This is a genomic window from Neptunomonas qingdaonensis (assembly GCF_900113275.1).
GTDB classification, from domain to species: Bacteria; Pseudomonadota; Gammaproteobacteria; order Pseudomonadales; family Balneatricaceae; genus Neptunomonas; species Neptunomonas qingdaonensis.
Genome location: NZ_FOOU01000001.1, coordinates 472128 through 497713, shown reverse-complemented (window position 1 = coordinate 497713; position 25586 = coordinate 472128). Strand labels below are relative to the sequence as shown.

Here is a 25586-nt window from a genome sequence, read left to right as displayed (position 1 = left end):
TATAAGGGAGATACGTTCACCGTATCTCCCTTACGTTTATAACTCAGGAAAATCCACTGAGGGACATCATATTCAGCATTGTCGAGCACCTAAATAGCTTTCTACTGAGTGTTCATTAGCTGCTATTGATAAATCAGTGATTAGACAAAAATCACCTACATGTTGTGTAGCAACATAGCCTTCACTTAATCGGCGCTCTGTCGAATTGCTAGAAAGAGCACTCTCATACATACCGCCAAAACTATAGTTTTGATCCGCCATGATAGTACTTGGGGACTGCATATTGAATTCAGTTGAATTCATGGGTGGCGCCAGTCCCTGCGGTGAAGCTATCGCGGTAGCGGCAAACAGGATTGAAGTCAGGGCAATTGTCTGTGTAAACATTTTCATGATCCTTCTCCTTTTTATTTTCTATTGCAGAATATGCCCTGAAACTGAAACAAAACTGAAAAAAATCACTCCTTTTAGAACAAAAAAAGCCTAACTAAGAGATTAAATATATAAGCAGATGTAACGAGCCTAAAGCCAAAAGACCCGCTAATACATCATCCAGCATAATCCCAAAGCCACCATGGACGTGTTTATCTACCCATTTAATCGGCCAGGGTTTCCAGATATCAAACAAGCGGAATAATGCAAACCCAAGCACAAGGCTCCACCATGAAACAGGTACAGCAATCATGGTGATCCAGAAACCGACAAACTCGTCCCAGACGATGCCCGGATGATCGTGAACCTGCAGGTCTTTTGCCGTTTGTCCGCAAAAATAGATACCGACAACTGAAGCAAAGATAACGACATATAAATATTCAGATAAGGATAAAGATGACAACAGCAAGAACAGAGGAACGGCCGCCAAAGTCCCAAAAGTGCCCGGCGCTTTAGGTGCGAGACCGCTGCCAAAGCCAAAGGCGAGACAGTGAACAGGATTACTTAAAACAGGTTTAGGATTTGCTTGCTTAGGTTGGGAATTCGGTTGCATAAAAAGTCTCGTTTAGCAGATTAAAAATGTTTATAACCGTTTGCTTCAACGCTGCACCACTCACCTGCCTGAAAAAGCTGCAAACCAGGTTTATCGCAGATAGCACCGATAGCGGTCACTGGCACTTTATGGTATTGAAGTTGCGTCTGAAGATTACCCCATTGTTCGGCAGGAACGGTAAAGCACAACTCAAAATCCTCACCTCCGGTTAGTGCCCACTTTTGTGCCGTACCGGCATCAGTGAATGCCTGCAGCGCGTCTGAAAGGGGAAGTGCTGCTGGGTTTATCTGTGCACCTACCCGGGAATGCTCAAGAATATGCGCCAGATCACCTAACAACCCATCCGATATATCGATACAAGAGGAGGCAAAAGGTGCAATCAGCTTTCCTGTCGATATGCGAGGCAAAGGACGATAGAACCGCTGACGCAGGTACTCCATGTTTTCAGCTGAAGGGCTATTGTGAGGATTCTTCTCTGTAGAGCCATTGCTCAATAGTGACTCAAGCCCAGCCCTGCTATCTCCCAACGTACCCGTAACGCAAACCAGGTCGCCCGACTTAGCGCCACTTCGCAATAACGCACACCCGGTCTGAACAAAACCATGCACTTGTGCCGTTAACGTAAGGGGGCCACGCGTGGTATCACCACCCACCAACTGAATCTTATACTCTTGAGTCGCGTCCGACAGTGCCGCTGAAAAACTACTGACCCAAGACTCATCAGCATGCGGCAATGTCAGTGCCAGGGTCAACCACGCAGGGGTTGCTCCCATAGCCGCTAAATCACTGACTGAGGCCCCGAGTAACCGCCAGGCGAGCTGTTCAGCTGGCGTATCCGGCAAAAAATGCGTCCCTTCTACCAAGGTATCGATGGAGACAACTAACTGCTGGTCAGGCGGTACATTTAATACCGCACAGTCATCACCGATACCCACTGATACGCCGCACATCGAACTGTCTCGTTGCAGGGACTGAAAGTATTGACGTATCAGTGCAAACTCATCCATGTCTGCTTATTTTCCCCGTGCGCCCCGAATCTCAACCATACGTACCCGCTGGGCCAGCTTGTCGAGGATACCGTTTACATAGCGGTGACTATCGGTTGCACCAAAAATCTTTGCTAAATCAACACTTTCGTTAATAGCGACACGATAAGGCACTTCAGGACGATTGATCAGCTCAAAGCTACCAATACGTAAAACGGCCAACTCTACAGGATCGAGTTCATGCAAACCACGATCCAGAAACGGTTGAAACGCTTCGTCCAGATCACTTTTAGAATGCGTGACTCCCTGGAGGATCTCCCGGAAAAGTTTTACATCTGTGCCAGACATATCATTATCAATACGGAACTGTGCTTCGATCTCGTTGACCGGTTGGCCCGCCATATGCCACTGATACAAGGCTTGTAAAGCAAAACCACGCGCTGAACGACGTTGTGCCGTTAATGACGTTTTTTTGGCTTTACGTGGAGCGGATGAGCTTTCTTCTGTCATTCGGATTACGCCTCAAGGTTACGCAGTAAGCTAACCATTTCTAGTGCAGATAACGCTGCTTCAGCGCCTTTATTGCCCGCTTTTGTGCCGGAACGCTCTATTGCCTGTTCGATGCTGTTCACCGTCAGAATACCGTTTGCAACAGGAATACCGGAATCCATAGAGACTTGAGCAACACCTTTTGAGCTCTCAGCAGAAACATACTCAAAGTGAGGGGTCCCGCCTCGAATAACAGCACCCAGGGCGATGATGGCGTCATCTTTTTTCTGCGCGGCGACTTTCTGTACCGCTAAAGGAATCTCAAAGGCACCGGGCACACGTACCACGCGAATATTATCTTCTTTAACACCATGACGCTTGAGCGTGTCCAACGCCCCTTCTAAAAGACTCTCAACCACAAATGCGTTGAAACGACCGACTACGATGGTGTAGTTGCCATCAGCGGAAACGAAGTCACCTTCAATAAATTGTACTGGCATAATATGTTCCTGTTTATTACTCGTCGCAGGGAATGTATTCGACAATTTCCAGATCAAATCCGGATATTGCATTAAATTTAACCGGAGAACTGAGCAAGCGCATTTTACCTACACCCAGATCACGTAAGATCTGAGAACCGGTACCCACGGTCAGGTAAGCGCCTGATGAGCTAAAGTTTGCGGCACGTGTTTTAGGCAGTTTGCCTAAGACACGGTCTAACGCGGTACCCAGATCTTCACGCTGACCATTATCCAGCAGTAACACAACACCCGTGCCTGCTTTAGCGACATACTCTAAAGCACGGTGCATTGTCCACTTGGAGTCACCATCACGGTTTACGCCAACCAGGTCACGCAAGACATCACCGCGCACATGAACACGAACAATAGACGCCTCATCAGGCGTAATATTACCCTTGACCAGCGCCATGTGTGTCACATTCTGGATGGTGTCATGATAGGTTGTGTAATTAAAATCACCGTACTCGGTGGCTAAGACACCTTCCGCTGCTTTCTCGACCGTGTGTTCATTGATGGTGCGGTAATGAATCAGGTCGGCAATCGTACCAATCTTCAAACCATGCTTTTGAGCAAACTTTTCCAGATCAGGACGACGCGCCATCGTTCCGTCATCATTCATAATTTCAACGATAACCGCGGCAGGCGTCAATCCCGCCATACGCGCCAAATCACACCCCGCTTCCGTATGGCCTGCACGGCTCAATACACCACCTGGCTGTGCCATCAACGGAAAGATATGTCCCGGCTGTACGATATCCTCCGGTTTAGCATCACCTTTTACCGCTACACGGACTGTGTGGGCACGATCGGCAGCAGAAATACCCGTCGTTACGCCTGTCGCGGCTTCAATTGACATCGTAAAGTTGGTCGAAAATTGAGCGCCATTGCTTTGCACCATCAACGGCAGTTTTAGCTGTTCACAACGCTGTCTGGTTAATGTCAGGCAAATTAAGCCACGTGCATGCATTGCCATAAAATTAATATCTTCAGCGCGCACCTGATCAGCTGCAATAACGATATCGCCTTCATTTTCGCGATCTTCATCATCCATCAGGATGACCATCTTACCCTGACGAATATCTTCAATCAGTTCTTGTGGGCTATTTAGCTCCATCATTACCTTCCTGTGTTGTATGCTTTCAACGCTTCATATAACCGTGTTCCGCCAGCGTCGCCAGCGTCAAACCACTCTGTTTTTCTTGCGTATTCTCTAACTGCCCGGCCATCAGAAGGCGCTCCATATAGCGCGCAATAATATCTACTTCCAAATGTACTTCTGAGCCTGCTTCGTACTGATCAAGCAATGTTTGCTGTGCGGTATGGGGCACGATATTGAGAGACAACAACGCACCCTGCACACTATTAACGGTTAAACTGACACCATCGACAGTGATAGAACCTTTCCCTGCAATATATCGCGACAACCCCGCCGGAGCTTCAACCACCAGATGAATAGAACGCGCATCCTCGCGCCGCTCAACCACTTTGCCAATACCGTCAACATGCCCGGTCACTATATGCCCGCCTAAACGGCTCGTAGGCATCAAGGCTTTTTCTAAGTTAACGCGATCGCCAACTTTGAATGACGCTAACCGCGTGTGCGCCAGGGATTCACGTGATACATCTGCCCAAAAACCATCGCCCGGCAGCGCTACTGCGGTTAAGCAAACGCCATTGGTAGCAATACTGTCGCCTAATTTCACATCAGACAGATCCAATTGATCGCTACGTATATAAAGACGCAGATCACCTTGTAGCTGCTCGATGGCAGCCACCTCACCCAACGCCTCAATAATGCCGGTAAACATCAGACAGAACCCTCTTCAACGTCGCTTTCAGGATTGTTATCGAAACGATACGTGAGCCGTAAATCATCACCTAGTTGTCGTAAATCAGTCATGATCAGACGTTTCTGTTGTGCCATTTTATCCAGCGGCAACTGCAGGAGTGGACGCGCATCAGATCCCAACAAGGTCGGCGCCATATAGACAATCAACTCATCGACCAGCCCCGCCTCAACAAAAGCTCCGGCTAACTGCGCTCCCGCTTCAACCAGCACTTCATTGGTTTGCTCAGTAGCGGCTAAATAACGCAGTAACCAATGCAAATCAATGCGACCATCACTGGCTTGCTGCGCCGCGAGCACTTGTGCATGCGGCATTTCACGCTCGCCCGATGTCACCCATAAAGTGCGACCTGGCTGCTGTAATATTTTAGCGGCAGGGCTCAACTGCCCCGTCGAATCAAGCACCACTCGTAAGGGTTGTTGTTTTACAATCTCAGCGGCATTGTCGAGTCCGAGTTCAGCCTCACGCACCGTCAAAGAAGAGTCATCCAGCTGAATTGAGCCAATGCCGGTGACAATAGCAGCGCTTCTGGCACGCAAGCGTTGTACGTCCTGACGGGCTGGCGTGCCGGTAATCCATTGGGACTCACCACTTTGCATAGCGGTTCTGCCATCCAGGCTCATCGCCAGTTTAACCCGGACCCAGGGCATGCCGGTTTCCATTCGCTTGATAAAACCAGGATTCAGGTCATGAGACTGCGCATTCAATAAGCCCACACTGCAATCGATACCCGCGTGCTGCAGCATCTGTATGCCTCGCCCGGCAACTTCCGGATTAGGATCCTGCATTGCACTCACGACTCTCACTACGCCCGCTTTAATCAAGCCCACAGCACAAGGTGGCGTGCGGCCATAATGGCTACAAGGCTCCAACGTAACATAGGCCGTCGCCCCCCGGGCAGCGTCACCCGCTTCTTTCAAAGCATTGACTTCAGCATGTCCCTCACCCGCACGCAGATGAAAACCGCGCCCGATAATGTTGCCCTCTTTAACCAAAACACATCCGACTCGTGGGTTAGGATGTGTGGTATACAACCCCTGTCGCGCAAGCTGAATCGCTTCCTCCATGTAGGTTGTATCTTCTATACTCCATTCAGACATGGCTTAACCGTCAGCCTCTTCTTCAGACAAACGTTCAATCTCTTCTCTGAATTCGTTGATATCCTGAAAGCTTCGGTACACTGAAGCGAAACGAACGTAAGCGACTTGATCCAGTTTACGCAGCGCTGCCATTACCTCTTCACCCAATTGACGAGACGGCAATTCACGCTCACCGGTTGCACGCAGGCGATGTTTGATGCGATTAATACATGCCTCGACATCTTCAACGCTCACCGGACGTTTCTCTAACGCGCGTTGAATACCGGCACGCAGTTTATCTTCATCAAAAGGTTGGCGTGAGCCATCGGCTTTAATCAGGCGAGGCATCAGAAGTTCAGCAATTTCGAAGGTGGTATAGCGTTCATGACAGGCTATACATTCACGTCGTCTGCGTACCTGCTGGCCTTCAGCCACCAGACGCGAATCGACTACTTTGGTTTCATTGGCGCCACAAAAGGGACAATGCATCGTGAAATCCTGTCATAAAAGAGCGTAGGTACCGCTTAAGCAGCCTGTACCCAAAATAAAGAGCGATGTGGTGACTCATAAAACATAACGCAAAAAAGGGCGACCTCTCAGTCGCCCCGTCTATTCTACCCGATTTAGTGCTTATTTATAAACAGGGAAACGGCTGCAGATATCCAGCACCTGCGCTTTAACTCGCTCGTTAGTCGCTTCGTTGTTTATATCGTCGAGAATATCGCAAATCCAGTTAGCCAACTGAATAACTTCTGCTTCTTTAAAACCACGACGTGTTACCGCCGGCGTACCAATACGCAACCCGGAAGTCACAAACGGTGAACGCGGATCGTTCGGTACAGAGTTTTTGTTAACCGTAATATTAGCGCGCCCTAGAGCCGCATCAGCATCTTTACCGCTGTACTCTTTATCGATCAGGTCCATCAGGAACAGATGATCATCTGTGCCATCAGAAACAATCTTAATACCACGTGATTTGAAGGTTTCAGCCATCGCCTGCGCATTTTTTACGACCTGCACCTGATACGCCTTCCACTCAGGTTCCATCGCTTCTTTAAAGCACACCGCTTTCGCTGCAATGATATGCATTAACGGACCGCCCTGTGACTCAGGGAAAACGGCAAAATTCAGCTTTTTCTGCAGATCTTCATCGGCACGCGCAGACAGGATCAAACCACCCCGTGGTCCACCTAATGTTTTATGTGTGGTTGTCGTCACAACATCCGCCAATGCCATCGGCGAGGGGTATACGCCAGCAGCGATAAGACCTGCAACATGAGCCATATCAACAAACAGATAAGCACCTACTTTGTCTGCGATATCACGAAAACGCTGCCAGTCAACAATTCGAGAGTAAGCAGAGAAACCTGCAACAATCATTTTTGGCTTATGCTCAACGGCCAGACGCTCAACCTCAGCATAGTCAATTTCGCCTGTTTCAGCATTCAGTCCATATTGAACCGCGTTGTAAATACGTCCTGAAAATGACACAGCTGCACCGTGCGTTAAGTGTCCACCATGAGCCAGACTCATACCCAGAATAGTATCTCCGGGTTTACACAAGGCCATATAAACCGCGGCGTTTGCCTGTGAACCAGAATGGGGCTGGACATTAGCATAGGTTGCACCGAACAGTTCGCAGGCGCGATCTATTGCCAGCTGTTCAACAACATCAACATATTCACAACCGCCGTAATAACGCTTGCCAGGATAGCCTTCAGCATATTTATTGGTCAGCACAGAACCCTGAGCTTCCATTACACGCGGGCTGGTGTAGTTCTCAGAAGCAATCAGCTCGATGTGCTCTTCCTGACGTGTGGCTTCAGACTGCATTGCTGACCACAGATCAGCATCAAAGCCGGCAATTGACATATCTTTGCTAAACATAGCTATCCCCTAGGTAACGGAAAGGTGACTAAACGGTTACAGTTCTCGCCCGGAGAATCTCCGGCCTTAAACTCTATCCTTAGACCCAAGTCTTAGACCCAAGCCTTAAAAAAGGAGCGCATTATACTCTAATCTGATACCAAAACGCACTTGAAAGTCTGTCACCTTTTCAAGAAGAAGATTCATCTGACTGTATAGCTGATTATTGGTTTGGTTACATGCTAAGCTACGCGCCTTTCTTAATGTGACTACCGAGATGTGTAGAGATGGCTTTTATTCGATGGTTTTTAGGTAAAATACTCCTGACGCTTAACTTTTTGACCACACCACGCGGTATCAAACGAGCACATGAAGAACAGGTTCAAATTGATAAAAAGACACACCAACTGGCACTTTATCAGTTCCATGCCTGCCCTTTTTGCATCAAAGTTCGCCGGGCAATGAAGCGCTACTCACTGAATATAGAGTTACGCGATGCTAAAAAAGCAGGGCAGTTCCGACAGGAATTATTAGAACAGGGAGGCCAAATCAAAGTACCCTGTCTGCGCATTACGAACGAAGACGGATCGACCAGTTGGATGTATGAATCTAATGATATCATCCGCTACTTAGAGAAAAAGTTTGTCAATCAGTCGAGTTAAGATCACCACACAGAATAGGTATTGCTGAAAGGCCCCGACCATACGCAATAATATGCATTTAAGCATTTGAAAGAAAATCGAGCTTGTTAACTGCCAGATAACGCCGTTACCTTATTCAAGAATCAACGTCTGCGCTCAAGCTCGAAAGACAATCCCGCCATCAGCCGAACCCTTACATCCGACATCTTAATTAAAAACCCTCTTAACCAGATCTTAACCTCTGGGTGCTTATCATAGTAGATAGATATTATGGGTGGTGAAATCTTGATTTCTAATGTGCCTGACCTTTTCTTTTTGGCTGTAAATCAAAAGATAAGGCGAAGCAAACGCCCCTGGTTACTTACATACATTCACGCATGCATGTATCATTGCCAGCCTAAATATTCGTGCTGTTTGTGTACAAGCATTCAAGCGAATAGCAGATTAATTAAGAGTCAGTAAGCTGAGGTTGTCATGGTAACAAATACCCAACTCAAACGTGGTGCCGCATTCGCAACGATATGTTGTGTTCTATTTCTGGTGGGGTGCCAGGAAGAGCAAGTTCAACAAGCACAACCAAAAGCACCAACGAAAGTGGATGTTGTCACTATTAAAGCCGAATCCATTGAGGTTAAAGAGAGCGGTTCCGGGCGTGTGACTGCTTCTAAAACGGCTGAGATCCGTCCACAAGTGAGTGGTATTTTGCAAAAGCGTTTGTTCACTGAAGGTAGCACTGTCAAGGAAGGCGATGCGCTTTACCAAATAGACCCAGCGGTTTATCAGGCTGCGCTAGCCAGCGCTGAAGCAGACTTGGCGGTCGCAAAGGCAAATGCTGTCAGCCTTAAAGAGCAGGCAGAACGTTTCTCTCGCTTAGTGAAACAATCAGCCGTTAGTAAGCAGGAAGCGGCTAATGCCGTATCGTCCTGGAAGCAAGCGCAAGCGCAAATTCTGGCGGCAGAAGCGGCTGTTAAGGCGGCACAAATAAATCTGGATTATACAAAAATCACCGCGCCAATCTCAGGCATTATCGGCCGTTCCACAGTAACAGAGGGCGCATTAGTCTCTGCTGCGCAAACAACAGCCCTGGCAACCATTCGCCAAATCACTCCCCTCTATGTTGATATGCAGCGCCCGGTAACGGCTGTTTTAAAAATGAAACGTAAATCTACAGCACAAGAAATACCGGTCAGCCTGGTACTGGAGGATGGCTACCCCTATGACGAACAAGGTCGGTTAGAATTTTCCGAAGTCAGCGTCGATGAAACAACAGGCACCGTGAATGCGCGTGCGCGCTTTGAAAACTCACAAGGGCTATTACTGCCGGGTATGTATGTACGTGCCACCATTATCACGGAAAAAATCAGTGATGCGATACTGGCTCCGCAAAAGGGAATTACGCATCAACCAGATGGATCAACAGTTGCCCTGGTTGTTAACCCGGATGGCGTTGTTGTCACACAAAAAGTGGAAGTGGGCGATGCAATTGGTGATCAGTGGCTTATAAAGTCAGGCCTGAAACCCGGAGACAAGGTCATTGTGGGTGGTCTGCAAAAAGTAAAAGCGGGCAATAAAGCTGAAGCCATAGAGCAGGACCGATTAACGACAACGCCTGGTTCTGGCACACAATCGCAAGATTAAGGAGTATCTGATTAATGGCTAGATTTTTTATAGACAGGCCTATTTTTGCGTGGGTTATCGCCATCATCATTATGCTGGCGGGCACACTGTCTGTTGTTAGCTTACCTGTTGAGCAATATCCGACTATCGCACCGCCTACGGTAAGTATTAGTGCATCGTATGCAGGTGCATCGGCGGAAACGGTAGAGAATAGTGTTACCAAAGTTATCGAACAGAACATGACAGGTCTGGATAACTTGCTCTACATGTCTTCACAGAGTGACAACTCTGGTAACTCGAGTATTACGCTGACCTTTGCATCCGGTACTGATCCCGACACGGCACAGGTACAAGTACAGAACAAGCTATCCGTTGCGGAAGCATCCTTACCGACAACGGTACAACAGCAAGGCGTTACTGTTACGAAATCCAGTGCATCATTTTTGATGGTTATTGGTTTAGTCTCTGAAGATGGAAGCCTGGGCAGAACGGATCTCGCTGATTATGCTTACAGTACACTGCGCGATCCGCTTTCTCGTGTGAATGGCGTGGGTAATATCCGTGTATTTGGTGCTCAATATGCCATGCGTATATGGATGAACCCTGAAAAACTGACAGCTGTTGGCCTAACGCCCTTAGATGTCACGACGGCTATTCAGGCTCAGAACACACAGCTCGCGGTGGGTCAGCTTGGCGGGCTACCCTCAGTTAACAATCAGCAATTAAATGCGACGATCACGGCCCAGTCGCGTTTTACGAATACTGATCAGTTTGAAAATATTCTACTCACCGTAAATACCGATGGTTCTCAGGTTCGATTAAAAGATGTTGCACGTATTGAATTAGGTGCTGAAAACTATGACGCAGAAAGTCGATATAAAGGCAAACCGGCTACCGGCATGGCGATTCAACTGGCGACCGGGGCAAATGCACTCGATACGGCCGAGGCTGTGCGAGCAAAAGTGTCTGAGCTTTATCAGTTTTTTCCTGAAAATGTAACCGTTGTTTATCCCTATGATACAACACCGTTTGTAAAGATCTCGATCACAGAAGTGGTGCATACGCTTATTGAAGCGGTGATTTTGGTCTTCTTGGTTATGTTCCTGTTCCTGGGCAATTTCCGCGCCACCCTTATTCCGACAATTATTGTACCTGTAGTGCTGCTGGGCACGTTTGGCATTATGGCAGCCTTTGGTTTTAGTATTAACACACTCACCATGTTTGGTTTGGTGTTGGCGATTGGCTTGCTCGTCGATGATGCGATTGTTGTTGTCGAAAATGTCGAGCGGGTGATGGAGGAAGATAAGCTCTCTCCTTTAGAAGCAACGCGTAAATCGATGGATGAAATTACCGGTGCACTGATAGGTATAGCGCTGGTGCTGTCAGCAGTATTTGTGCCCATGGCGTTCTTTGGCGGCTCTACCGGCGCTATTTATCGCCAGTTCTCTATCACGATTGTGTCAGCCATGGTGCTTTCTGTATTGATGGCGCTGATTCTGACCCCGGCGTTATGTGCCACTATTTTAAAACCTGCAGATACCCACAACCATGACCGTAAGGGACTCTTTGGTTGGTTCAACCGTATGTTTACCAAGATGACGGGGAAGTATGAAGGCAGTGTTGCTTATATCGTTAAGCGCCCTACCCGCTTGCTGCTTATCTACGCATTAATGATTGGTGGTGTGATTTTCATGTATCAGAAATTACCGACATCATTTTTACCGGATGAAGACCAAGGGCTGTTTTTAACACTCGTGCAATTACCGTCTGGTTCTACGCAAGCGCGAACGCTTGACGTAATGAAACAGGTGGAAGATTACTACGCTTCCGTTCCTGAGATTGAGTCTTACTTTACGGTAGCAGGCTTTAGCTTTGCAGGTTCCGGCCAGAACATGGGGATGGCCTTTACTAAATTAAAGCCGTGGGACGAGCGACAAGGTCCCGGGCAATCCGCACAAGCCCTGATAGGTAAAGCGTTTGGCGCATTAAGTCAGATTCGCGATGCAACTATTTTCCCTATTAACTTACCCTCAATTCGTGGGCTAGGGACAGCGTCGGGTTTCAGCGCGATGTTGCTGGATCGAAATAACCAGGGCCACGAGAAGCTCGTGGCGGCCCGCAACCAGTTATTGGGCATGGCGGCTCAGGATGCCCGCTTAACAGGCGTGCGCCCCAACGGCATGGAAGATGTAGCCGCGTTCCACGTAGATATCGATTATGAAAAAGTTTCTGCATTAGGACTGAGTATTACCGATGTAAACTCAACCATGAGTACCGCGTGGGGTTCAAAATATGTCAATGACTTTATCAATAACGGCCGCGTCAAAAAAGTATATGTACAAGCCGATGCCGAATATCGTATGTTGCCGACAGATATCGACCGCTGGTATGTACGCAATAGCGATGGAGAAATGGTGCCCTTCAGCGCATTCGCTACGGCTAGCTGGACGTATGATTCACCACGCTTAGAGCGTTATAACGGTGCATCATCTATGAACGTGCAGGGCCAGGCAGCAGCAGGTTTAAGCTCAGGCGATGCAATGACAGCGATTGAAGAAATCGTTGCGAAATTACCCGGCGGCATAGGGCTGGAATGGACGGGCCTGTCGTTTCAGGAACAAGCCAGTGGCGCGCAAGCACCCATGTTATATGGCTTGTCATTACTGATCGTATTCCTCTGCTTAGCGGCACTGTATGAAAGCTGGTCGATCCCATTTGCAGTGATGCTGGTTGTTCCTTTAGGTATATTAGGAGCCTTGGTCGCAGCAACAGGTCGGGAGTTAAGTAACGATGTTTACTTCCAGGTAGGCTTGTTGACGACGATTGGTTTGTCGGCGAAGAACGCTATCTTGATTGTCGAGTTTGCCAAAAGCGAAGTCGACAGCGGTAAGGAGCTCATCGCTGCTACAATCGATGCCTGCCGGATGCGCTTACGCCCCATTATCATGACATCTATGGCCTTTATTTTGGGTGTCACCCCGCTGGCAATTAGTAGCGGGGCTGGTGCGGCCAGTCGTCAGGCGATCGGTACTGGTGTGATGGGCGGAATGATTGCCGCCACGGTACTGGCTATTTTCTTTGTACCTCTCTTCTATGTGTTGGTGATGAAACTAAGCTATAAAATAACGGGCAAGAAGACGAATGTGAGCCCGGCAGTTGAAGTTGATAAGGAGACTGGCCATGCATAAGCAACTTTTAGCAGTGGTAGTCTCGGGTGTGTTAGCTGGCTGCTCTCTGGCGCCTGACTATCAGCGCCCTGATGTAGACGTGATTAATGCATGGACTCCTGCTGAGCAGCAAACGGCGGCTATGCCGCTTGGTTGGGAGGCTGTATTTAACGATGCGGCGTTACAACAGCTGATCCAACTTGGATTAGAGAGCAATAAGGATCTGCAAATCGCGTTACTCAATGTAGAGCTATATCGAAAACAATATCGAATTCAGCGGGCTGACTTACTGCCTAGTTTAACGCTGGATGGCAGCGGTACCCGCACAGCTACGTCTGCCTTTTCAAATAATTCATCGATTTCCAGTGCCTACAGTGTGACGGCGGGCACCTCTTACGAGCTAGATCTCTTTGGAAAAGTAAGAAACTTAAAAGACCAGGCGTTAGAAACCTATCTCGCTCAAGAGCAGACACAAAGATCTACGCAATTAACCATCATTGCTAGCATTGCGACGGCTTATCTCACCTGGGTGGCTGATACTGAGCAGCTACAACTGGCGAAAGAGAGCCTGAAGATAGAAGAGGATAACTATCGTCTGGTCACATTACGCTACGATCAGGGTATCGACTCGTCCATAGTGCAGGCTCAGGCGCAAGCATCTTATGAAGACATGCTGGTAACCTTGTCACAGTTCCAGCGATTAGTTGATCAAGACCGTTATGCGCTGGTACTGCTGTTGGGAACTGAGCTTCCCGATAGCTTTAAACCAGATGAGCGCCTGGAAGATGTGAAGATCGCTACGGTGGGTGCTGGCTTACCTTCAACGCTGCTCAATCAACGCCCGGATATTCTTGCTGCTGAGCATGCATTACGTGCGGCTAATGCCAATATTGGTGTAGCACGTGCGGCTCTGTTTCCATCGATCAGCTTAACAGCCAATGCCGGCACACAAAGTAGTGAGCTGAGCGGCTTATTTGATTCCGGATCAGGTGCATGGACCTTCGCACCGTCAATTTCTTTACCTATTTTTAACAGTGGCGCGCTGCGTCGTGATGTTGAAGTTGCTGAAATTGAAAACCAGATAGCCGTAAAACAGTATGAACAAGCGGTTCAGGGCGCCTTTACCGATGTCTCCGATGCATTAACAGCCCTATCTGGCTATGCAACTGAACTGGAGAATCAAAACAAAGCGCTAAAATCTTATCAGCGCTATTTTGATCTGGCGGATCTTCGTTATCAGTCAGGTGTTGATAGCATGCTAACGCGTTTAGATGCGCAGAGCAGCTTGGTCAGCAGTCAGCAAGCGAGTATTACTGCCCGCCTGGCGTTGTACCAGTCGCAGATAGATCTCTATAAAGCGTTGGGCGGTGGCTGGGCTGAAGAAATTAAGCCACTGGGCACGAGTGCTGCTGAGTAGCCACTTACGTCTTCAATGGGAATAATATGCGTGAACAGGCGCAGGTCTGGAATGGCGAAAAAAATCCGATGCGACTACCCGCATCGGATTTTTTAACAAGGATGACTCTATCCCCAATACTTAAGTGAAAAACATCATCAAATAACCGATTAAAACGAGTTAAGTTGCCCATAACCCCTGACTCCTTTATTGTTTAGCCTTTATTTAAAGACACTCAACAATTTTAAGCAGACTTTCAGATTATCCTTTCAGATGCTACAGAGAAATACTGCCTGAAAAATATGAGTTTCATTTTACTATTTTTAGTTAAAATGAAGATCTATGTTAACTAACTCGACACGCTGAGGGCTTATGGCACAGTACGTTTATTCAATGAACCGCTTGGGAAAAATCGTTCCACCCAAGCGACAAATTCTAAAAGACATTTCGCTTTCATTTTTCCCTGGCGCAAAGATTGGTGTACTGGGTCTGAACGGTTCGGGTAAATCCACCCTACTGAAAATAATGGCGGGCGTTGACACAGATTTTATCGGCGAGGCTCAACCCATGCCGAATCTCAACGTAGGCTATTTACCACAAGAGCCGCAACTGGACGACAGCAAAACAGTACGAGAAATCGTCGAAGAATCGGTTGCTGATGTCAAAAATGCGCTTACAGAGCTCGATCAGGTATATGCCGCCTATGCAGAACCCGATGCAGATTTTGACGCCTTGGCCAAAAAGCAGGGTGAGCTTGAAAACCTGATTGAAAGCAAAGATGGACATAACCTGGAAATTGCACTGGAGCGTGCTGCTGACGCCATGCGACTGCCCCCCTGGGATGCCCGCGTTGAACACCTGTCGGGAGGTGAGCGCCGCCGCGTAGCACTATGCCGCTTGCTGCTCGATAAGCCGGATATGCTATTACTGGACGAGCCGACCAACCACCTTGATGCCGAATCTATCGCCTGGATCGAACGCTTTTTACAGGAATACCCAGGCACTGTGGTTGCGATTACCCATGACCGTTATTTTCTGGATAACGCAGCTGGCTGGATTCTGGAGCTGGATCGCGGTCACGGTATTCCGTACGAAGGTAATTACTCATCCTGGCTGGTGCAGAAAGAGCAGCGCTTAGCCCAGGAATCCAAACAAGAAGCGGCTCATCAAAAAGCCGTTAAGTCTGAATTGGAATGGGTTCAGCAAGGCCAGAAGGGCCGACAAGCGAAATCCAAAGCGCGCTTAAAACAGTTCGAAGAGATGAATTCACGCGAATTTCAGGCACGTAATGAAACGCAGGAGATCTACATTCCACCGGGGCCACGTTTAGGAACCCAGGTCATTGAGCTGAAAAATGTTTCCAAAGCATACGGCGACAAATTATTGTTCGAAAACCTTACAGCAACGATTCCCCAGGGTGCGATTGTGGGCATCATCGGAGGGAACGGTGCGGGTAAATCGACTCTATTCAAAATGATTGCCGGTGAAGAAACGCCAGATTCCGGCGAAGTCGTGATCGGCAGCACGGTGAAACTGGCTTATGTTGATCAGATGCGCCAACTCAATGGTGATAACAGCGTTTGGCAAGAACTCTCTGATGGGCAAGATATTATAACCATTGGTAATTATCAGACACCTTCTCGCGCTTATTGCGGCCGTTTTAACTTCAAAGGCTCCGATCAGCAGAAACGGGTAGGTGATCTTTCCGGTGGAGAGCGCAACCGCCTGCATTTGGCCAAGCTGCTGAAAGAGGGTGGCAATGTCTTGTTATTGGATGAGCCAACCAACGATTTGGATGTAGAAACGTTACGCGCACTGGAAGAAGCCATACTGGCGTTCCCTGGTTGTGCCGTCGTTATTTCACATGATCGCTGGTTCCTTGATCGGGTATGTACTCATATGCTCGCCTATGAAGGGAATTCTCAGGTCGCTTTCTTTGAAGGTAACTACACAGAATACGCGGAAGACTACAAACGCCGTCATGGTAAAGACCATCAGCCTGAACGCATTAAATACAAGCGTATCGGCTAACATATCTGACGACCAACACAGCTCTGCTTGTTGGTCGTCTGCTTATCAAGAGTGTACGACACCCGTTTCCAATAACAGCTCAAACTCATCAGCAGGCACGGGACGGCTAAACAGATACCCTTGTCCGTATTCACACTGGTGATCCAACAATAACTGGTACTGCTCTTCTGTTTCAACACCCTCAGCAATCACTTTCAGGCCCAGCCCCTGTCCCATTGCGATGGCTGCTGACACTAACTGAAGGTCAGCCTGATCAACAGTAATGTCGTTGATAAAACTCTTATCGACTTTTAATGTATCAAAAGGATAGCTACGCAGATAGCTGAGTGACGAGTAACCGGTACCAAAATCATCCATCGAAATACCCATACCCATTTTATTCAGGTCCGACAAAGCCACATCTATCATCCCATGGCCTGTCATAAGCACCCCTTCGGTAATTTCCAGCTCTATTGCCGAGGCGGGTAACGAGTACTTTTCTAATAGCTTTTGAATATATTCAACTAAACCAGCATCTCTAAACTGCCGGGGAGAGATATTCACAGCCACCTGAAAATCTATTGCATACTTTTCGCGCCACCCTGATATCACCATAAAAGCCTGTTCCAGCACATACTGACCGATAGTAACAATCAGCCCCGTTTGCTCAGCAATCGGAATAAACTCATCAGGCTGCACGTTCCCCATTTCAGAATTATTCCAACGTAGCAATGCTTCAGCGCCAATAACCACCCGCCTACGCAAATCAACCACCGGTTGAAAAATGACATAGAACTCATCTTTGTTAAGCGCACTCCGCAAATGTTCTTCGATTAACAAGCGACGAGCTACATCTTTATTCATTTTCTCTGTATAAAAATTATAGGTATTACGTCCCTGCTCTTTAGAATGGTACATCGCTGCGTCAGCGTGTCTTAATAACTCAACAGGGCTCTTGCCGTCACCAGGATAAACGGCTATTCCGATACTGACTGTCGACATCAACTCCCTTCCTTTGAGGTTAAACGGCACTCTGAATTGCTCCAGTAATTTTTCCGCCACCTTGCCAACCGTCCTACTATTTTCCACCTGATTCAGCAATACAATGAACTCATCCCCCCCTAAGCGACCAATAACATCATCATCACGCACAGCAGCTTTCAATCTGGCGGTAGCCTCAACCAGCAATTCATCCCCTACCTGATGACCCAGCGTATCATTAACTTTTTTGAAATCATCCAGATCCAGAAAAAATACGGCAGCCTGCTTGTCAGAGCGCTTCGACTCTTTCAGCATCTGCGCCAACCGATCTAAAGAAAGGAAACGATTGGGCAAACCCGTTAAACTATCATAATGCGCCTGATAACTTATCCGCTGCTCCTGTTCCTTTTGCTGGGTAATATCCTGATTTACCGCCAACAGGTGCCGAATGACGCCTGACTCATCGGTAACGGGCGCTATATGAGCATGCTCCCAAAAAAGTTCACCACTTTTCTTAACATTTTGGAACTCACCCTCCCACGACCTTCCTGATAATACTGTGGCCCATAACTGCTGATATTTACTCTCCACCATCTCCCCGGGTTTAAACAGTCCCACTTTGTGGCCAATAACGTCCTGACTTGAATAACCGGTGACTCTTACAAACGTGCTATTGACGTATTCGATATCCCCCTTTGTATCCATAAGCATCACTGATACAGGACTTTGTTCGAGTGCCTGAGAGAGCGTAACAATCCTATCTTCCGCTCGCTTCAAAGCCGTCAAATCCAAATCGACACAATACATTTCAGGTTCATTATTTACTCCGGTTATCATGACATGACTTGAAAAAACGGATACCGGCGACCCATCCGCTTTCTGTAATATCAGCTCCGATGCTGGCGTTACTTCACCGCCGGCCAACCAGCGGTCAACTTCTTCAGCAACCTGATCCTGGATGATCTCAGGAATAATCAAATCTTCGAGTTTTTTACCTAACGCTTCATCTGTCGAATAGCCGTATACTTTCTCACTGGCCGCATTCCAAAAAATAACATTGCGGTTTTTATCATATCCCTGCACCGCAATGGTCGGTATATTTTCAAAGACCTTCCTGAACCGGGTTTCACTTTGCAGCAATCGATGCTCAGCCAATGCCCGTTCTGTAGTATCCTTTATAAATATGAAAAACTTACCACCATCTTCCGGCCAGAAAGTGACATTTATTTCAACATCATAAACCGAGCTATTTTTACGTCTGTGTTGAGTAAAAAAGCGTTGTTTTTTCTCCTCTATTATTTTCTGAATATGCGGCCCGGTCATGGACTTACTTTCGACTGCATCCAACTGATCGACTCTCATGCCCAACAACTCGCCCAGCGTGTAACCTGACATCTGCGCGTAGGCTTCATTCGCATCTTGAATAACGCCGTCAACCGACACGATTAAGAAGCCATCTAATGCCGTACTCAATACGCTTCTGTAGGTAGTTTCACTCTTACGTATGCTTTCACTGGCTTTGTTTCTCTCGGTTACATCCCGACCAATACCTATCAAGCCATATAATTTTCCGGTTTCACCGTAAAAAGGGATTTTTAATGTATCAAGCTGAATAAGCCTGCCATCAGGATGCTTAACAACTTCCTCATGCCTGCTGCTCACCCCTGCTTGCAGCATATCCTGATCATTTTGTCGGAAAAGAACCGCCTGATCATGGTCAAAAAACTCGAAATCTGTCTTACCCACAATATCGGTTTCATCGGCATTAAACAGTTCAGCCGTCGCCTTATTACAGCCTGAATATTCACCATCAACGGTTTTATAAAAAATATAATCAGGGATGCTATCCATCAGCCTTTTTAGCAGCCCTCGCTCGCGATCGAGCAGTATTTTATGTTCGCGTAATTCCTCTTCGAATTGTCGCCTGTCTTTTTGCCGCTTCAGTAGCATACCCAGCAACATAGTCCCAACCGGATAGATAATAAGTAAGGGAAGAGCAATTGCCTCGATAACGGTAAATCGAATGCTGGCAGGCAAAAACAACATACATATCAATAGATTAACATGGACAGCCAAGCCAAACAGGTAGAGCATTAGCCAGCTCATTCCCTTTTTATTTCGCCGACACCAATAATGCCACCCTAAGCCAATCAGACCACTGCTAATAATGACGAGTGAGCCAACATAAAAGCCCGCCCCACCCTGAAAAAAGCGCATAGCCACTGCCATTGACACCGCAATCAAAGTTGGCACTAAGCCAAAGTATAAGCCGCATAAACTTATCAGCACCGAACGTGTGTCAAAAAACACACCGGGCTTCATCTCCCAGGGAGTCAACATCACAGAGATGCCTATCACACCCACTAAAACGCCTGTCAGGATTTTCCGCAGCGCTCTATTAGCAAGCGAGTGAAGGCCTAACGAATCATAAATAACACCCAGCGCCAGTAATAGAACTGCATTATTTAGTAACCCAGCAAAACTAGTCATCCAATTTAAACACCCCATTCCTTTTATACATAACAGTGTAGTTGATGGTTTACGCTTATCATGTTTTTCACACTATACTCAAAGAAGAAATAATACCCAATCTTGCGAGTATCCGGAGAGACCAGTGGATAACCCTACGCTAGCTCAACAAAATCGCCGTCGATTTACACGTATTAATTTTGATGCACAATGCACACTCAGCTCAGCAGAAAATGAATGGAAGGTCACACTCATCGACATCTGCTTAAAAGGCGCATTGATAGAAAGTCATCATGATATTGTGCTGAGCGTCAGCGATCAGGTAGCGCTGAAAATTATGTTAGAAGGCAGCGACATTGTTATTACGATGCCCGCACGCATTAACCACCAGCTCAAGCATCGTTTTGGCTTTCAGGCGATGAGTATGGAGCTCGACGACATCAGTCATTTGCGCAGGTTGGTAGAACTGAATTTAGGTGATTCGGTGCTACTGGAACGTGAATTAGTTCAGTTATATAACACCTGACATTTTCACCTGATGCCAGAGCACCTGATTATAGAGCGCCTGGACAGATCACGCCTGAGCATCAGAGTGCATCCAGCGCTTCAGCCAAACGACTGACTCCTACAACCTCCATTCCTTTCACCGCGTCTTTGGGCACATTCCCTTTGGGTACAATAGCGCGTTTAAATCCATGCTTAGCCGCCTCACGAATTCTCTCCTGACCGTTGGGTACCGGGCGAATTTCACCCGACAAACCCACTTCACCAAAGACCATCAAATCCTGAGGTAACGCCCTATCTCTATAGCTGGACACCACTGCCAGCAAAAGCGCCAGATCTGCACTGGTTTCGAGTACTTTGACACCACCAACAACGTTAACAAAAACATCCTGATCACCCGTATGCAGCCCGCCATGGCGATGCAACACTGCCAGCAACATCGCCAGACGATTACTGTCTAAGCCAACCGCTACCCGGCGAGGGTTATTCATATGCGACTGATCCACCAATGCCTGTATCTCTACCAACAATGGACGCGTACCTTCCCACACCACCATGACAACACTCCCCGGGCTGGCGGTCTCACCACGGTTGAGGAAAATAGAGCTGGGATTTTTTACTTCGCGCAGGCCAGTTTCCAGCATCGCAAACACACCGAGTTCATTCACCGCACCAAAGCGGTTTTTATGCGAACGCAATGTTCTGAAGCGGCTATCAGAGGAGCCTTCCAACTGTAACGAGCAATCAATCATATGTTCCAGCACTTTTGGCCCTGCCAGTGAGCCATCTTTTGTCACATGCCCGACCAAAAACAGTACACAACCGGTTTGCTTGGCAAAACGCGTTAAATCCGCTGCTGATTCGCGTACCTGTGATACAGAACCCGGCGCCGACTGCACCTCCGCCATATGCATCACTTGAATAGAGTCAATCACGATCACTCTTGGCTTTAGCTCTGAAGCCACCTGGCAGACCGCTTCAACACTGGTTTCAGAGAGCATTTTCAGATGCTCAGCCTTGAGTCCTAAGCGGTGGGCACGCATCGCCACTTGCTGCAGCGACTCCTCACCCGTGACATATAACGCCGGTATATTTTCCGCCAGATAGCACATAATCTGCAGCAACAGCGTACTTTTCCCTGCGCCGGGATGCCCACCCATCAATATCGACGAACCCGGTACTAAACCGCCCCCCAAAACACGATCTAACTCTTCAGTTCCGGTACTGAATCGCGGCATATCCGCCAGATCCACATCGGCCAGACGCATCACTCGTTGGCTGGCCTGACCTGCATAACCATCATAACGGGGTTTGGCGGCAGTATTTTGTACTGCCCCCAGTCGCACTTCACTTAGCGTGTTCCATGCCCGGCACGCCGAGCACTGACCTTGCCATTTAGTGAAGTCAGCGCCACATTCATTGCATACGTAGGCGGTTTTGGCTTTCGCCATGATCTTCTCCTTTTCCTTATATGAGCTGCATTCTACCCAACCTGCCTACTGCTCATAAAGCATTAGTCGGTTTCGCTTTTGATTTACCAGGGATAACCTTTACAATCCTTCTACTGTTCGATACATAAACCGAACGCAGAATTGAAAACAGCCCTTAATAAAAAAATATCCTAGGAGCGCTACATGAAACTGGAAACCATTGCCGTACACGGTGGCTATTCGCCAGATCCAACGACCAAAGCGGTTGCTGTACCTATTTATCAAACAGCCTCCTATGCATTTGATGATGCACAGCACGGTGCCGATCTTTTTGATCTGAAAGTGCCCGGCAATATCTATACGCGCATCATGAATCCAACCAACGACGTGCTGGAAAAACGTGTCGCCGAGCTTGAGGGCGGGATAGCTGCGCTTGCCGTCGCATCCGGCATGTCGGCCATTACTTATACTATTCAGACATTAGCAGAAGTCGGCGACAACATCGTTTCTACCAGCGAACTATACGGCGGCACCTACAACCTGTTTGCGCACACACTGCCGCGCCAGGGCATTCAGGTACGCTTTGCAAATAAAGATGATTTTGCAGCCATCGAAGCGCAGATAGATGATCAAACCAAAGGCCTGTTTTGTGAATCAATCGGTAACCCTTCTGGTGGTATTGCTGACATCGAAAAACTCGCAGAAATCGCTCATCGTCACGGTGTGCCATTGATCGTCGATAACACCGTGGCAAGTCCGCTGATGTGGCGCCCGATTGAACAAGGCGCCGATATTGTTGTGCATGCCGCTACTAAATATATGGGCGGACACGGCAACTCACTGGCGGGAGTTATTGTTGATTCAGGCAACTTCCCATGGGCGGACAACAAAGCACGCTTCCCGTTATTGAATGAACCCGACGCATCTTATCATGGCGTTGTGTACACCGAAGCATTCGGCCCGGCGGCCTTTATCGGTCGCTGTCGTGTGGTTCCGCTGCGTAACATGGGCGCCGCACTGTCGCCAATGAATGCCTTCCTTATTTTACAGGGCATTGAAACACTCGCTTTGCGTATGGAGCGCGTTAACGCCAATACCCAAAAAATTGCTGAGTACCTGGAAAATCATGCCCAGGTAGCCTGGGTCAATTATGCAGGCCTGGAAAGTCATAAGGATCATGCACTGGCGAAAAAATACATGAACGGCCAGGCGTCCGGTATTTTAAGCTTTGGTGTCACCGGTGGGCGCGAAGCTACACCTAAATTCTATGACGCACTGGCTGTTTTTGTGCGATTGGTCAACATTGGTGATTGTAAGTCTCTGGCTTCTATTCCAGCTGAAACCACTCACCGTCAATTAAATGATGAAGAGCTAAAATCTGCAGGCGTTGCACCGGAAATGATTCGCCTTTCTATCGGTATCGAACATATCGACGACCTGCTTGCCGATCTTGAGCAGGCGCTGGCTAAAACGGCGTAACACTCGTTGCTACTAAAATGCAAAATGCCACTTCCGAAGGAGTGGCATTTTTTAATCACTGCTTCACAATCTGATAATAAGGCTTAGCGATTTTTACCTAATTGATTAATCGACTCAATCGCCTCGGCATAACTGGCTTCAATAGTGTCCTGATCTGAAATACAGAAACTCAAATCTTGAATCAATCCATTGTTTAAACCATAGACCCAAGCATGCACAGTCAAATCTTGCCCTCGTCCCCATGCGCCCTGTGCAATGGTGGTGTTACTGGCATTATAAGCCTGCTCAATCACATTCAACTCACAAAGACGATCATAATACTCGTCCGTACCTTCCCATACTGACAATAGGTCACTGTGTCGCATGGCAATCGCCCGAATATTGCGCAACCAATTATCTATAAGCCCGTGAGGCTTTGACTCGATAGCTGCACGTACACCGCCGCAGCCATAATGGCCAACGATCATAATATGCTTAACTTTCAGTACCGTTACCGCATATTGCATAACCGACAAGCAGTTCATATCGGTATGAATCACCAAATTTGAGACATTACGATGGACAAAAACATCGCCTGGCAACATTCCCATAATTTCGTTTGCCGGCACCCGGCTATCTGAGCAGCCAATCCACAAATATTCCGGCGCCTGCTGTTTTGCCAACGTAGGAAAAAAATCCGGATTCTCTTCAGTGACTTTATCAGCCCAGGAGCGATTGCTATCAAACAGGTGTTGAAGTTTTTTCATAATTATCCGTATAAAACCAAGTCAGTCTAGAAGATAAAAAGTAGATACAAAAAAGGGACGTTGAAGTCCCTTTTATTATAATGTTTCAGATATCCAAATCAGACATGATATTTTGCACTGAGTTCATGTACCGCATCAACAAAAACTTTTGCATGATCAGGGTCAGCAAACTGATGTATGCCGTGTCCTAAATTGAACACATGACCATTACCCGTACCAAAGCGCTGCAGAATGTCAGACACTTCCTGACGAATTCGCTCAGGCTGCGCATACAGCACTGAAGGATCCATATTACCCTGCAGAGCCACTTTATCACCAACACGACGACGTGCGTTATCGATATCAGTTGTCCAGTCCAGCCCCAATGCATCGGCACCCGCGTCGGCCATCACTTCTAACCATTGACCACCGTTTTTGGTAAACATAATCACAGGCACTTTACGACCGTCGTGTTCACGGATTAAACCGGAAATGATTTTACGCATGTAATCTAGCGAGAATGCTTTATACATATCGCCACTGAGAACGCCGCCCCAGGTATCAAAAATCTGAACCGCCTGGGCACCGCTGCGAATCTGTTCATTTAAATAGGTAGTGACCGATTGCGCCAGCTTATTCAACAGCTCATGCAATACTTCAGGAGAAGCGTACATCATCTTTTTGATATGACGGAAATCTTTAGAGGAGCCGCCTTCAACCATATAGGTTGCCAACGTCCACGGGCTTCCTGAGAAACCAATTAATGGCACACGACCATTCAGCTGTGTACGGATCTCTTTGACAGCATTCATCACATAATCAAGATCAGTCGCTGCATCCGGCACTTTCAGCGCCTCGACATCCTGCTCGGTGCGAATGATTTTTCTGAAACGCGGACCTTCACCCTCTTCAAAATACAAACCAAGATCCATTGCATCAGGAATAGTCAGGATGTCCGAGAATAGAATCGCTGCATCCAGATCAAAGCGCTCCAATGGCTGAAGAGTCACTTCACAAGCCAGCTCCCTATTTTTACACAGACTGAGAAAGTCACCGGCCTGCGCACGGGTAGCGCGATATTCTGGCAGGTAGCGTCCAGCCTGGCGCATCATCCACACAGGTGTCACATCAACAGGTTCGCGCATCAGCGCACGTAAAAAGCGGTCGTTTTTCAATTCAGCCATATTAATTTCAGCCATCTTAAGTTTCTTTCAATGGGGGCGTATTCTAACGATTTCTAATCAAAAATGCGCTCTAAATAGACGACCAAGATCAAACAAGCGACTACTTAGTAGTTTTCCAGACGGATGGAACTCTCAACAATTTACTGTACAATTATTATTCAGCACGACGTTAATCAGACGTACTGCTTAAATATAACAATAATAGATAACCCT

Annotated in this window: 21 protein-coding genes; 7 read left to right on the top strand and 14 right to left on the bottom strand. The window is 47.6% G+C overall.

Annotated elements, in window-relative coordinates:
* Positions 1 to 72 precede the first annotated feature (72 nt).
* The 10 genes from BM099_RS02300 to glyA form a co-directional block, all read right to left on the bottom strand.
* Positions 73 to 390 carry a hypothetical protein gene (locus BM099_RS02300; protein WP_090723811.1) on the bottom strand — a complete coding sequence of 106 codons (318 nt, stop codon included), beginning with the start codon at positions 388 to 390 and terminating at the stop codon, positions 73 to 75.
* 94 nt (positions 391 to 484) lie between these two features.
* The gene (locus BM099_RS02295; protein ID WP_090723809.1) at positions 485 to 982 is read right to left on the bottom strand and encodes a phosphatidylglycerophosphatase A family protein; all 498 of its coding nucleotides are present in this window, start codon (positions 980 to 982) and stop codon (positions 485 to 487) included.
* 20 nt (positions 983 to 1002) lie between these two features.
* Entirely contained in the window at positions 1003 to 1989 is a 987-nt protein-coding gene (gene thiL, locus BM099_RS02290) for a thiamine-phosphate kinase (RefSeq protein WP_090723807.1), read from the bottom strand.
* A gap of 6 nt (positions 1990 to 1995) precedes the next feature.
* Positions 1996 to 2478, bottom strand: a complete 483-nt coding sequence (nusB, locus tag BM099_RS02285; RefSeq protein ID WP_090723805.1) for a transcription antitermination factor NusB — start codon at positions 2476 to 2478, stop codon at positions 1996 to 1998.
* Positions 2479 to 2483: 5 nt separating this feature from the next.
* Positions 2484 to 2957 (bottom strand): 6,7-dimethyl-8-ribityllumazine synthase, encoded by a 474-nt coding sequence (gene ribH / locus BM099_RS02280; protein ID WP_090723802.1) that lies wholly within the window; start codon positions 2955 to 2957, stop codon positions 2484 to 2486.
* A 16-nt stretch (positions 2958 to 2973) separates the two neighbouring features.
* The gene (gene ribBA / locus BM099_RS02275) at positions 2974 to 4092 is read right to left on the bottom strand and encodes a bifunctional 3,4-dihydroxy-2-butanone-4-phosphate synthase/GTP cyclohydrolase II (protein WP_090723800.1); all 1119 of its coding nucleotides are present in this window, start codon (positions 4090 to 4092) and stop codon (positions 2974 to 2976) included.
* Between the two features lie 25 nt (positions 4093 to 4117).
* Entirely contained in the window at positions 4118 to 4786 is a 669-nt protein-coding gene (locus BM099_RS02270) for a riboflavin synthase (protein WP_090723799.1), read from the bottom strand.
* The gene (gene ribD, locus BM099_RS02265) at positions 4786 to 5925 is read right to left on the bottom strand and encodes a bifunctional diaminohydroxyphosphoribosylaminopyrimidine deaminase/5-amino-6-(5-phosphoribosylamino)uracil reductase RibD (protein WP_090723797.1); all 1140 of its coding nucleotides are present in this window, start codon (positions 5923 to 5925) and stop codon (positions 4786 to 4788) included. Before ribD ends, BM099_RS02270 begins: the two co-directional genes overlap by 1 nt.
* A gap of 3 nt (positions 5926 to 5928) precedes the next feature.
* Positions 5929 to 6393 (bottom strand): transcriptional regulator NrdR, encoded by a 465-nt coding sequence (gene nrdR / locus BM099_RS02260; RefSeq protein WP_090723795.1) that lies wholly within the window; start codon positions 6391 to 6393, stop codon positions 5929 to 5931.
* Positions 6394 to 6534: 141 nt separating this feature from the next.
* Positions 6535 to 7791 (bottom strand): serine hydroxymethyltransferase, encoded by a 1257-nt coding sequence (gene glyA, locus BM099_RS02255; protein WP_090723793.1) that lies wholly within the window; start codon positions 7789 to 7791, stop codon positions 6535 to 6537.
* Between the two features lie 266 nt (positions 7792 to 8057).
* Between glyA and BM099_RS02250 the strand changes: the two genes are divergently transcribed.
* The 5 genes from BM099_RS02250 to ettA all read left to right on the top strand — a co-directional run bounded on the left by BM099_RS02250 (position 8058) and on the right by ettA (position 16622).
* The gene (locus tag BM099_RS02250; RefSeq protein WP_090723791.1) at positions 8058 to 8432 is read left to right on the top strand and encodes a glutathione S-transferase N-terminal domain-containing protein; all 375 of its coding nucleotides are present in this window, start codon (positions 8058 to 8060) and stop codon (positions 8430 to 8432) included.
* A gap of 453 nt (positions 8433 to 8885) precedes the next feature.
* Positions 8886 to 10049 carry an efflux RND transporter periplasmic adaptor subunit gene (locus BM099_RS02245; protein WP_090723789.1) on the top strand — a complete coding sequence of 388 codons (1164 nt, stop codon included), beginning with the start codon at positions 8886 to 8888 and terminating at the stop codon, positions 10047 to 10049.
* 14 nt (positions 10050 to 10063) lie between these two features.
* Positions 10064 to 13216: an efflux RND transporter permease subunit gene (locus BM099_RS02240; protein ID WP_090723787.1), complete on the top strand. Its 3153-nt coding sequence runs from the start codon at positions 10064 to 10066 to the stop codon at positions 13214 to 13216.
* A complete protein-coding gene (locus BM099_RS02235) occupies positions 13209 to 14612 on the top strand; it encodes an efflux transporter outer membrane subunit (RefSeq protein WP_090723785.1) in 1404 nt (467 codons plus the stop codon). Before BM099_RS02240 ends, BM099_RS02235 begins: the two co-directional genes overlap by 8 nt.
* A gap of 351 nt (positions 14613 to 14963) precedes the next feature.
* Positions 14964 to 16622 carry an energy-dependent translational throttle protein EttA gene (ettA, locus tag BM099_RS02230; RefSeq protein ID WP_090723781.1) on the top strand — a complete coding sequence of 553 codons (1659 nt, stop codon included), beginning with the start codon at positions 14964 to 14966 and terminating at the stop codon, positions 16620 to 16622.
* Positions 16623 to 16667: 45 nt separating this feature from the next.
* Here ettA and BM099_RS02225 read toward each other — a convergent pair whose 3' ends face one another.
* Entirely contained in the window at positions 16668 to 20072 is a 3405-nt protein-coding gene (locus BM099_RS02225) for an EAL domain-containing protein (protein WP_177201065.1), read from the bottom strand.
* A 124-nt stretch (positions 20073 to 20196) separates the two neighbouring features.
* Between BM099_RS02225 and BM099_RS02220 the strand changes: the two genes are divergently transcribed.
* Positions 20197 to 20577 (top strand): PilZ domain-containing protein, encoded by a 381-nt coding sequence (locus BM099_RS02220; RefSeq protein ID WP_090723777.1) that lies wholly within the window; start codon positions 20197 to 20199, stop codon positions 20575 to 20577.
* Positions 20578 to 20638: 61 nt separating this feature from the next.
* Here BM099_RS02220 and radA read toward each other — a convergent pair whose 3' ends face one another.
* Positions 20639 to 22006: a DNA repair protein RadA gene (radA, locus tag BM099_RS02215; protein WP_090723774.1), complete on the bottom strand. Its 1368-nt coding sequence runs from the start codon at positions 22004 to 22006 to the stop codon at positions 20639 to 20641.
* A gap of 183 nt (positions 22007 to 22189) precedes the next feature.
* On the opposite strand from radA, the gene BM099_RS02210 reads away from it, so the two are divergent.
* On the top strand, positions 22190 to 23464 hold the full coding sequence (locus tag BM099_RS02210) for an O-acetylhomoserine aminocarboxypropyltransferase/cysteine synthase family protein (protein ID WP_090723772.1): 1275 nt from the start codon (positions 22190 to 22192) through the stop codon (positions 23462 to 23464).
* 83 nt (positions 23465 to 23547) lie between these two features.
* On the opposite strand, the gene can is transcribed toward BM099_RS02210, so the two are convergent.
* Positions 23548 to 24210, bottom strand: coding sequence for a carbonate dehydratase (gene can / locus BM099_RS02205; protein ID WP_090723768.1), 663 nt, complete (start codon positions 24208 to 24210; stop codon positions 23548 to 23550).
* 98 nt (positions 24211 to 24308) lie between these two features.
* Positions 24309 to 25373 (bottom strand): uroporphyrinogen decarboxylase, encoded by a 1065-nt coding sequence (gene hemE / locus BM099_RS02200; protein WP_090724215.1) that lies wholly within the window; start codon positions 25371 to 25373, stop codon positions 24309 to 24311.
* Positions 25374 to 25586 lie beyond the last annotated feature (213 nt).